This is a genomic window from Rahnella selenatireducens (genome assembly GCF_046449555.1).
Classification (GTDB): Bacteria; Pseudomonadota; Gammaproteobacteria; order Enterobacterales; family Enterobacteriaceae; genus Rahnella; species Rahnella selenatireducens.
Genome location: NZ_JBKEZJ010000026.1, coordinates 23,412 through 32,603, shown reverse-complemented (window position 1 = coordinate 32,603; position 9,192 = coordinate 23,412). Strand labels below are relative to the sequence as shown.

9 protein-coding genes and 2 pseudogenes are annotated in these 9,192 nt (G+C 50.6%); 5 read left to right on the top strand and 6 right to left on the bottom strand.

What is annotated here, in order from left to right; translation table 11 throughout:
* The 5 genes and pseudogenes from ACLBVC_RS23570 to ACLBVC_RS23550 all read left to right on the top strand — a co-directional run.
* A partial coding sequence (locus tag ACLBVC_RS23570) for a DUF6911 family protein (protein WP_410151651.1) occupies positions 1 to 346 on the top strand: 346 nt, incomplete at its 5' end.
* A gap of 637 nt (positions 347 to 983) precedes the next feature.
* Positions 984 to 1,190, top strand: a pseudogene (locus ACLBVC_RS23565) (type VI secretion system baseplate subunit TssG); the annotation flags it as partial.
* A gap of 87 nt (positions 1,191 to 1,277) precedes the next feature.
* Positions 1,278 to 2,572, top strand: a pseudogene (locus ACLBVC_RS23560) (VENN motif pre-toxin domain-containing protein); the annotation flags it as partial.
* Between the two features lie 751 nt (positions 2,573 to 3,323).
* Positions 3,324 to 3,587 carry a hypothetical protein gene (locus ACLBVC_RS23555; RefSeq protein ID WP_410151650.1) on the top strand — a complete coding sequence of 88 codons (264 nt, stop codon included), beginning with the start codon at positions 3,324 to 3,326 and terminating at the stop codon, positions 3,585 to 3,587.
* Between the two features lie 114 nt (positions 3,588 to 3,701).
* A complete protein-coding gene (locus tag ACLBVC_RS23550) occupies positions 3,702 to 3,956 on the top strand; it encodes a hypothetical protein (RefSeq protein WP_410151649.1) in 255 nt (84 codons plus the stop codon).
* 633 nt (positions 3,957 to 4,589) lie between these two features.
* Here ACLBVC_RS23550 and ACLBVC_RS23545 read toward each other — a convergent pair.
* From ACLBVC_RS23545 to ACLBVC_RS23520, 6 genes are all read right to left on the bottom strand, one after another.
* A complete protein-coding gene (locus tag ACLBVC_RS23545; protein WP_410151648.1) occupies positions 4,590 to 4,964 on the bottom strand; it encodes a helix-turn-helix domain-containing protein in 375 nt (124 codons plus the stop codon).
* Positions 4,965 to 5,002: 38 nt separating this feature from the next.
* A complete protein-coding gene (locus tag ACLBVC_RS23540) occupies positions 5,003 to 5,269 on the bottom strand; it encodes a type II toxin-antitoxin system RelE family toxin (protein ID WP_410151647.1) in 267 nt (88 codons plus the stop codon).
* 444 nt (positions 5,270 to 5,713) lie between these two features.
* On the bottom strand, positions 5,714 to 6,475 hold the full coding sequence (locus ACLBVC_RS23535) for a Replication protein (RefSeq protein WP_410151646.1): 762 nt from the start codon (positions 6,473 to 6,475) through the stop codon (positions 5,714 to 5,716).
* Between the two features lie 11 nt (positions 6,476 to 6,486).
* The gene (locus ACLBVC_RS23530; protein ID WP_410151645.1) at positions 6,487 to 8,295 is read right to left on the bottom strand and encodes a TraC family protein; all 1,809 of its coding nucleotides are present in this window, start codon (positions 8,293 to 8,295) and stop codon (positions 6,487 to 6,489) included.
* Between the two features lie 12 nt (positions 8,296 to 8,307).
* Positions 8,308 to 8,844 carry a type IV conjugative transfer system lipoprotein TraV gene (traV, locus tag ACLBVC_RS23525; protein ID WP_410151644.1) on the bottom strand — a complete coding sequence of 179 codons (537 nt, stop codon included), beginning with the start codon at positions 8,842 to 8,844 and terminating at the stop codon, positions 8,308 to 8,310.
* On the bottom strand, positions 8,841 to 9,191 hold the full coding sequence (locus ACLBVC_RS23520; RefSeq protein WP_410151643.1) for a hypothetical protein: 351 nt from the start codon (positions 9,189 to 9,191) through the stop codon (positions 8,841 to 8,843). Before ACLBVC_RS23520 ends, traV begins: the two co-directional genes overlap by 4 nt.
* Position 9,192: the final 1 nt, after the last annotated feature.

Sequence of the window (9,192 nt, the reverse complement as noted above, 5' to 3'; positions counted from 1 at the left end):
GGTTCGTGATCCCAAGTGGAGTGATGTAGAAGAATTTCTAATGAAATTAAAAGGATGTTCTGGTGGTGTAAGGCTCCGTATCTTACCTGAACCTGATATTGGACCAATGAATCTAGATGTGTCTACCGAGGATGGTTTCTATCTCATAACGTTACTAGAGTGTTCGGAATCTGATTTAACAGTCCGTTCCTATTGGAATAAATCAAAATCTGGTAAAAATAAAAAAATCCAAATTTATGGGGATTACTGGCTTGAAAACCAACTAACAATTGATTTTGACCTTGTCGTTAAGACATTTAAAGAATTTTTTGATACTGGTAATGTGTCAGCGGATATTTTGAACTGAATTCTGAACCCTAGTTTGCTGGCTGGGGTTCCTATACGTTGAGAATAATGCACTGAGTGACATCATAGAGAACAAAGCCTGGAGAATGTCACAAGAAGAAGAATACGAGAAGGCCCAAAAAAACCTACTTACCGCTGTGGTTAGTTCAAGGCGAAGAACTGCGCAGGGATGAGCCGCCAAGCCTAATCAGCTAAATGGATATCCACCGTGACGAGTTGCTGAAAGATTTTGCGGATGCTGGTTTAGATTTTTTGCTTGTAGTTGGCACAATCAACGCTTAATTAACTTCTCGCCATAGGCACTATCAACAATCGGTAATGCAGGGAATTCATTAACTTCCGGTGTGGTTGGTGATGGGTTAAAAAATGCCTCAAGGAGGAAATGATGCCTATAAATAATCCTAATAGACCACTTTGGAAGGTATTTGCAGTGTGTTTAATAACCAGTACTATCTTGATTATTTTAGGTTTCTTCTCTTATTTGCTCAAAGGTTGGTTAATTTGGGATTTTGAGAAACCCTTTCCTTTTGGTAGTACAGAAATAGTTACAATATTGAAAATTAGCCTGTTAGGCATCCCTACTGGTTTAATCTGTTGGTTTTTTGATATTAATTAAAAAATGGACCTGGAACGAGGTGCGCACCTCTTTTATGGGGTTTTACGGCATCGATTCACCACTGCCGACCAGCTAGATCGATGACATCACTCAACGACGTGATAGGCATGACGCCATGGAAGCGTTTCTGGATATCTTCAACCACCGGATGATGGCGCAGTTTTACCGTATCTGTCGTAAATACAGCTATCCAGCAACCTTTGAAGACAGTGGCGCCGACAATATTTCGCACGATTCGAAGCAGCAGAACGCCAGCGCGGGCGGCAGTGTGAGCATGAGCGGCGGCAGCGGTTCGCTTAACCTGAGCCGGGACAAAATGCACAGCACGTACGAGAGCGTGCAGGAGCAGACGGGTATCTTTGCCGGTAAGGGCGGTTTGATATCACCGTCGGGGAATATACGCAGCTCAACGGTGCGGTTATCGGCTCGACAGCGGATGCCAGCCTGAACACTCTCGACACCGGCACGTTAGGCTTCAGCGATATCCATAACAGCGCCGAATATGAAGTCGAACACCAAAGCGTGGGAATTAGCTCGGGTGGCAACATCGGCGGGCAGTTCGTGGGGAATATGGCCAACGGCCTGCTGGTGGGCGTTAACGGCAGCGGAAGCGATAGCTCAACAACGAAATCAGCGGTAAGTGAAGGCACGATAACAATCCGCGATAAGGACAATCAGAAGCAAGACGTGGGTGACCTGAGCCGCGACGTCGAGCACGCCAACCAGACCCTCTCCCCTATCTTTGATAAAGAGAAGGAGCAGAACCGGCTGAAAGAGGCGCAGCTGATTGGAGAAATTGGCAATCAGACAATGGATATTGCGCGGACACAGGGGCAGATAATCGCGACGAAAGCCGCAAATGAGAAAATGAAGGATGTCTCACCGGACCAGCTGAAAACGGCGGAAGCAGAGTGGCGGAAAGCAAATCCGGGCAAAGAGCCCACCACCGACGATATCAGCAGTCAGGCTTACCAGAATTTCTATAATCAGGCCTTCACCGACAGCGGATTCGGAACGGGCGGTAAGGTTCAGCAGGCGCTCCAGGCAGCTACCGCTGCGGTGCAGGGCCTGGCGGGCGGCGATATCGCCAAAGCTGCCGCAGGGGGAGCTGCCCCTTATATTGCGAACATTATCGGTAGCAGTGGCCTTGACGATGCAGGTAAAGTTCTGGCACATGCCGCAGTGAATGCGGCGCTGGCAGCGGCACAGGGAAATAACGCGCTGGTGGGTGCTGCGGGGGCCGCGACGGCAGAAATGATGGGGATGATAGCGCTTAATGCTTACGGCAAACCTGTCAGCGAGCTGTCAGAGACCGAGAAGCAAACGGTGAGTGCGTTAGCCACATTAGCTGCGGGCCTTGCAGGTGGTCTGACGGGTGACAGCACTGCTGATGCGGTTGCAGGCGCGCAAGCGGGTAAGACGACGGTTGAGAATAATGCGCAGCATGCCGAAGACGAGCAAAAACGGCAGAATGCGAAGTGGTCGCTGCCAAATTTAGAAGGTGAAAAGAAAGAGCAAGCCGAAAAACTCATCAACGACCTCAACGCGAAAGATAAGGCTTTTGATATTGCGATAGATGCGGCCTGTCAGAATCTGTCTTCTGACCAGTGTAAAGGTCTACGTCAGGATCTGGCGGCAATGGCGGACAGTTATGACGAATTGCTCGACGGTGAGTATATTGGCAAAATGCGCAGCGTGTACAGGGATGGCGCGGAGCAAGTCGACGATTTGATGTGGCATTACGCGACGGCAGATGCTAAAGCTAAGCGTGATGCCGACATAAAGCTGCTCGCGACCACGCATGAAATCAGCCCCGAGGCAGCTAAAGCTCTTTACTACACGATGGCTGGAGTACATACCACTGCGGCAATTGGTGGTGCGGTGTATGGTATGAAGACGACCACTGCCAGTACAGAAATGTCGATGTCGGGCAGGGTCAAAGAAAATATTGCGGCCAGTCAAAAGGCTCGTGAGTCGTCTAATTTTTCCATACATTCTGCAAAATCCGATCAATTACAGTGGGGCTATGCCGCAGATGAATGGAGTATGTCAACCTTACCGGCAGGCAGTAAAGTTTATGGAGGCATACCCGGTCAGTCTGCGTACTATACGACTGAGCAAACTCTACTAAATGCTAATTTTGGCCGAGAGTCACTCTTCCAGAGTTTACAGGTATCTCCACATCCTGAATTCGGGTACCGCCCACAAATGGCCGTGTATGAAGTGATAAATGATATAACCATACCGTCAGGTATCGTGAGACAAAATCTTCTATTAGGGCCGGGAGGGGGGAGCCAGTTGTTTATTAAGGATTACAATAACAACTTAAAATTAATAGATAAGATAGAATTGGGAAAATAAAATGCTTAAATCTCCTCACATAACCCAAGCGGTGATTGTTGCAACAGCTGCGGGTAATAGCGTTAAAGAAGTCTCTGATGGATGGTCTAAAGTTGAGCAAGTTGTTCATATGTCCGGCAGTTTAACTGCTGAAGTTCGTCAAGCTATAGAAAAAAAAGAGCCGTCGTTGAGGTATTGGTCAACTATCAGAACACCACATAACCCTGCTGGTGAAGGGTTTACCTGCGATGAGTTCAAGGTTGCGATGTCGTTCCCTAAAAACTAATAAAGTATTGAAATAGAAGATCACGAGGCGTGCTCGTGATCTTCTGCACTTCAGCCCACCATAGCGCTGATAAATAGCTTGATGAGTTAGGAATCAAAAATATAGAGGTGAAAGTTGTCAAAGAATAGCAGTGTTAAACTAGTAAAAATCATAGCTAATCTTGCTATATTTTTAGAGTTCACGGATGAGGGGCAACTCGATCCAGATTTAGCGTTAGAAATGATGGAACAAATGGCCGCAGAGTTGCAATCATTAAATGATGACGATAGGAATGTTATAACGAAGACCTTCCAAGATATATCAAGAGAATATTCTGGAGATAAATGCGATTTTATTAAGGAGTTACCCGAGTCTTTTGGCTTAATCTGAACAGAAACTCCGCTCTTACTGGCAAGATTTCACTCTATATATCAGCATATTACTATTCATTCATAAGCGGATGAACAACTGTCACGGTTGCGTAATCACCGCAAGCAGTTCTGGCACATGCGGCGCTGGCAGCGGCACAGGAAAATAACGCGCCAGGGCATGCCGTAGACAGTAAGTTTTTTGGCAAATCTGGAGCTGATTATTCCAGCATCACCGACGACCATTTGTCCCAAGCATCCTCAATTCCCCACTCTGCCTGCCAGACGTAACCAACTTAAAACCCCACAAAACGTTAGGTACGCGGTTGGAGTGGCCCTGGCGAAGCCAGGGCGTATCTCCGCGTTAGCGCTGAAAGCGCTTACGAGCGTGTTCTCTAAACCAAAGCGAAACCTCTCAAAGCAACACGAATGTAGTAGTTACAACATTCGTCTATTAAAGCGGCACTGATCCCGGCCTTCGGCCGGGGCGGCGCGGCTTTTCAGGGCGGACGGGTTCCGCTCAGGGGCTGCATCTGTGCACGGTGCGTGGTTTAGGGGTTGCTCGGAGCCTCGGATTTGCACGGAGTAGTGAAAGAGAGTTACGTGAATGTTGTAACTAATTTAGTGATTGGATTAACAGCAGGACTGATGGGCATCAGTCCATGGTGAGCTGTTCCACTTTGCATTCGTACAACTGGGCCAAACGCTCAATGTTGTCTTTTCGTGGGTTTTCGGACTTCTCGAACTGAGATACTGCGGCCTGTTTAATCCCCAGTTTTTCGGCAACGTCTTTTTGAGTCAGTCCACGGTAAATACGCCAGGCTCCCTGGATGGTGACATCTTTACTCACCATGATTTCTACAATTTCATTTGGGATCTGTACATCATCATGCTTACCCGGAGTAACGCTGATATCTTCATAAAGCTCATCGAGATCGGCTTGTTGCATCAGACGCTCAAACAGCTCCATCGGAATGACAGCAGCCTGCTTTACACCATGCTCATCAGTGATAAATTGAATGTGGTTCATTGAAAACTCCCGTCTGGATTACGTCTAAAGCCATGAGCTCAGTAAGTTGTCGATGTTCTTCTTGCGATACGCTGAATGGTAATCACAACCGGCTCACCGTTTTCGATTCTGTAAATGACCCGGTAGTCTCCGATACGCATCCTGAACTCCCCTTCCCCACCTGCCATCTTTTTTATATCGAGGTTGGCGACTAAGGCAGGGTATCGTTGCAGCATAGAGATCTTTTCACTGATTGCTTTCCGGTAGTTGCCCGGGATGCTCTTCAGTTGTTTAAGAGCATGCTTTGTCCATTCGACTCTGGCCATGTCATTCCTTTGAAACTGCAGCATCAACTTAAGACAAATATAAGGTTTCAAGCCTTATGTTGTCAACATTGCCTTATATAATGATTGCGCTGCAGATTCGCTACCCGTAACGAAGTGAAGGGTGGAACTCATTTTGTTTTGAAGTGCGGGTTTCAATACCGCACTGAAAACACTCCCTTTTTAAAGGGCTTCTTTTGTTCAGAAATTACGTTCGAAGTTAATGGCCACAGTACCGCTGACAACGAAATTAACTTCATCTTTGGTAGCGTTCCGCCGAAGACAAACAGAAAAAACGATGCCTCTGAGACAAAATTTCTAAAATTTTAGGAGAAAAACGACGTCAGGAGATGAAATGCGATAAATATGAGGAATTACGAGATATCGGGGCGTGAGGGCACCCCATGCCGGCGCAGGGTAGTCAGGAGAAACGGGTAAATCGGGAAGTTAGCGATAATCCGCGTGCTCGAGCAATAATCGGTAATACGTTTCAGGGTCAGAACTCACCAGTCCCGGGTGAGTATGCCTGAATGCTGCTTCGAGAGTCATGGCCTCATGTGGCATGACGCTGTTTGACCACAGGACCCAGGCTCTGTAATACGGATGCTGTTGTTTGCGTTTTCTGCTCAGCGCCCGCAACTGAACGTCTTTATCATCAAGCAAATGATCAATACGCGCATTGTCTTGAGTCAACAGCTCATCCAGCTTCCCTTCCAGCGTTGCCACTGAGGACGCCTTAAGCGCTTCGAGGTCGGGACTGACGACCCACCGCTTGATTTGTTTTAACCGGTTGCGTAAGGAATGCTTCCTCTTCAGATCCAGTCCGAAGGCTTCGAGTCGTAATAAATGATGCTCATATTTCTTGCGCAGGCTCTCGGTCAGCCCATTTTTGAGAGCCCACAGTTTAAACTTGCCAAGCCACTCCCGGATTTCTTCGCCAGTTATCCCGCGTGACGTGAAAAATTTATCGGCCAGCCAGATCCGCATCGGCTTGTTCTGGCCAGCATCAGGATCCTTATCGTGATCCACAATGACATATCCCATCTGCTCCATGACAGACAGCGCTTCCCGGGGACTGTCGTAGGCTTTCCGTCCGTTTTCATAGACATGAAGCATCCCAGCAGCAGCGGCAATTTGCTCAAAAGGCATCATGATTTCAAAGCAGTAGTCACTGTCGGGGTTATAGTCACAATGCGCGGCCATCGCCATCGAAAGCACTGTCAGTGTCTGTCTGATTTCTTCCCTGGCTCTGATACGCATAGGCTTTGGGACAAAATCTGGGTTATTACGTTTCGTGTAGGGAACATAACCTTTGCGCCTGAGAGCGATAAGATCCAGATTGCGGTGCCAGTCGTGATTCTGCACGCGGGCAGCCACTTTCGACGCGGTTCGCCGGACTCGTTAATATTGGTGATGTTGGCAAACGGGTTAAACTTGAGCGAACTGCCGTCCAGATAGGTGCCGCCGACGTTTTCGCAAAACGACTTATAGCCGTCGCCCATGTCGAACACCCAGACGATGCCGCCGGAGTCCAGCACGCTGCGCAATATGGGCTGAACCAGACCGGTTTTGCCCGCGCCCGAGGTGCCGGTCACCGCCATGTTGTAGTTGGTGTTGCCCAGCCCTGTACCGTAGATGTCCAGAAAGGCCAGTTGATGGCGGTAAGATGGTGCCAGCAGGCCGCCGCCGCACAGCCGGTTGTCGGCGACCAGTGGCATCAGGTTCACCACCTGCGTACTTTCGGTGCGGCAGGTCGCGCCGCTGGCTTTCATGTCGTCCCATAAGCCTTCCGCCGCCATAAACGGGAACATGGCCAGGTAGTTACGCATCTGCATATAGGTCGGCGCGTACAGCTGCAGGCCATTCTTTTTGAACGTGTTGATAACCTGCTGCTCGCAGACCAGGGCGTCGTCATCGTTGTCCGGGCAGAAGGTGGTGATGTTGAAGTAATAACGCACCAGACAGCTCTGGTTACTGTTCAGACGCTCGCGCAGGTCGCCCCACTCTTTGGCCTGTTTGATAACGCCGGGGAAGATTTTGGCGTAGGCCGAGTTGGCCCTTTTATCCAGGTCTAAAAATTTTCGCGACGCCTCACCCTGCGTGCTGACCTGATCTTCGGCCTCGAGCGTAAAGGTGATGACGAACGGGTTCGATATACTCAGATCCGGGCTCAGCAGGTTGCAGATATTGTCCCCGCCCTGCCACAGGAAGAAGATGTCCGGGTTCTTCTCCAGCATGAAGTTCATCACGCGGGTATGCGATTTTTTACCGCCCGGCTGATTAAGCGACACCGTCAGGTAATCCGGCTTCACCTTCAGGTTAATACTGCGATCAACGCACACGCGGTTCAGCTCGTCAAAGGCGTCCACCTTCACGGGGTCAGCGTACAATTCCCCGTCGCGGTGGTTCACCATCTGGCTGATGAGGTGAACAAATTCGTCCTGCGTGGCCGGGACACAGGCTATTTTGGCCGAGTCCAGTGAGGCGCGAAGCACCTTGAGCAGGTGCGTCAGCTCGGTGATGGCCGCCGGCGTGCGCTTTTTGGTCTTCATCGCATACGAGATATACAGGCGGTAATCGCGGAGCGTCAGCGGCAGGTTTGACGGGCTGTTGAACTGCTTTTGCGTCGCACGCTGATAGAACGCCCGGGTGATGGCGTTAAATTTATCGGCGTCTTTGCCCGTCCACCGAAAATCCCGCAGCCCGGCGTCGATCTGTTCCCCGATCGCACGGCTGGAGACGAGGTGAAAAGAGATCGGCGTATTGCGCGGCAGCTTGCTTTTCACCATGTCGTCGAGCACGCCGATGATGTGCTCGTTCGCCCCGATAAGCGGGATGGCCTGCAGCAAAAAACCCAGCGACCCTTTGTTCATAAACAGGCCACTTTCCTTATCATAATCACGATAAGGCAGCTGGCTGCTGAACTGCGGATACTGCATCTCACCCAGTGTGCGGTTGGCCTCCGCGGCACCGTCCGGCATCCTGAAAGACGACATCAGACGGTTAAAGGTTTCGACGATACGTTCCATGTTCAGGCATCCTTATTGAATTGAAGTCGGCATCTGCCAGCGGGCATCGTTTACGACGAACGACACGCGGCCGGGCTGGTGAAAGGCGTCGTCAGTATCGACCCAGGGCGCAATCCAGACGTGAGCAATCGCCTCAGCCGAACGTTGCGCGCGCACCTGGCCGGGACTCTCGCAGCGCCCTGTCGGGCAGGACGGCAACCCGGCCGCTGCGGCGGTGACAAAGGGCTTACTGACGGGCGCTGAACGCACCGGTGCTGTTATCACCGGACGAGCAGTGCTCACCACCGCCGGACGGACGGGTAATGGAGAAGATTTAACCGGTGGCGTGGCCGATGCCTGCGGCGGCGGGTTAACCAGCGTAGGCAGTGCGCCCGCATCCGGCTTTCCCGCAACGTCACCTGACAGCTGACGCGCTTTCTGGTTGGCCTGCCCCATCGTCATGCAGCGGTCGCTGGTGGTGGCGTTACATTCGAGGTCACCGCTGACGCCGGCGCAGCCGGTCAGCAGCAAGGTGCCGCCCACCAGGGGAAGTAAAAGAAGGCGTTTCATTGTTTTTCTCCCCGCCCGCACACAACGTCGAGCTTTACGTTGGTGCCGTTGGCATGACATTTTTGGCGTGAAACCAGATACAACGCGTACTCGCATGCCTGCAAAACAACGCCAAAGACCCACGCGAAAAATGCCCCAATGGCCAGACAGGTCACGGTATACAACACCGTGTTAAGATCTTCCGCCCGGGATAGCGAGGTAGAACTCAGGGCAAGAGTGAATGCATATAAAGAGGAATGGCTTATTTGCCATTTCAGCAACGCGACGCCAAAGACATGCATAAAGGCGGCGGTAAACCCCAGCGTCAGCATCAGAAAACGTGCTGTTCCCGCGTTATTGTTACTCATG